Source organism: Streptomyces sp. NPDC005181 (genome assembly GCF_040608395.1).
Classification (GTDB): Bacteria; Actinomycetota; Actinomycetes; order Streptomycetales; family Streptomycetaceae; genus Streptomyces.
The window spans coordinates 1-1338 of the sequence record NZ_JBEXID010000258.1 but is presented as its reverse complement, the minus strand read 5'-3'; the positions used below and the strand labels follow the sequence as shown (position 1 = coordinate 1338).

1 protein-coding gene is annotated in these 1338 nt (G+C 67.6%); it reads left to right on the top strand.

The window, feature by feature from the left end:
* Window positions 1-226 precede the first annotated feature (226 nt).
* Window positions 227-1330, top strand: coding sequence for an IS110 family transposase (locus ABZV38_RS40465; RefSeq protein ID WP_356333973.1), 1104 nt, complete (start codon window positions 227-229; stop codon window positions 1328-1330).
* Window positions 1331-1338 lie beyond the last annotated feature (8 nt).

Sequence of the window (1338 nt, the reverse complement as noted above, 5' to 3'; positions counted from 1 at the left end):
GTGAGACTCGTGGGGTGCCGTCGGGGGCCGGAGCCTGACCCGTGCGACAACTGGCCTCAACTGCCTTGGAGTAGATCTGTCGGTTCCGGCCCCGGGCGGTGCTTGCTGCCGCCGGACCAGCGGGCGTGTCCCGATAGGGGCCTTGCCGTGAACAGGGCACCATCACAGTTCTGACCGCCCACCCGGCCCGGCGTCGGCCATAAGCCCCAGCCGATGAAGGAGCCGCGTGACCGTCACCAGCATGCCCCAGGCGACCCTGCCCGCGCAGCGGGCAGCACACCCTGCGGAGGATGTGATCCTCGGGGTCGACACCCACAAGGACGTGCACGTCGCCGCAGTGATCACCGTGCTCGGCGCGCTCCTGGCCCACCAGGAGTTCCCGACAACTGCTGCCGGATACCGTCAACTCCTTGCCTGGTCTCGCTCCTTCGGCGTCCTGCACCGTGCCGGGGTGGAATGCACCGGATCCTATGGAGCGGCACTGACACGGTTCCTGCACCGGGAAAACATCCAGGTCATCGAGGTCAACCAGCCTGATCGCGCCACCCGGCGAAAGCGCGGCAAGACCGACGCCGTCGACGCGGACGCCGCCGCCCGCGCGGTCTTGTCCGGACGTGCCACCACCACGCCCAAAACGGGTGAGGGTCCGGCCGCCGACATGCGTGTCCTCAGAGTGGCCAAAGAATCTGCTGTCAAGGCCCGCACGCAGGCGATGAACCAGCTCAAAGCCGTAATCCTGGGTATCGATCCCGCACTGCGCGAGTCCTTGTCCGGGCTCAGGAACCCGGCACTGATCGTCCGGTGCGCGGACGGCCTTGCCGACAGCGACAACGCGGCCGTGTTCGCCCTCCGGCTACTGGCCCGGCGCATCCAGCACCTGACCTGCGAAGTCAAGGAGCTCACCCGCAGAGTCACCCAGAGCGTCCGCACTCACCGCCCGCAGTTGCTGGAGATCGTGGGCGTTGGGCCCGACAGCGCCGCGGCCCTCCTCATCGCCGCCGGCGATAACCCCGACAGGATCACCACCGAGGCGTCCTTCGCCGCTCTGTGCGGCGTCAGCCCGGTCGAACAGTCCTCCGGCAAGACCCAGCGCCGACGCCTCAACCGTGGTGGAAACCGGCAGGCCAACGCCGCCCTCTACCGCATCGTCATGACCCGCATCCGGTGGGACGAACGCACCCGCTCCTACCTGGAGCGACGCACCAAGCAGGGCATGTCGAAGCGCGAGATCATCCGGTGCCTCAAACGCTACGTCGCCCGCGAGATCTACCGACACATCCTGCCGAGGACCGCCATCCCGGTTCCGTCCTCACCACTTGACGAAACATAGGGGCATCT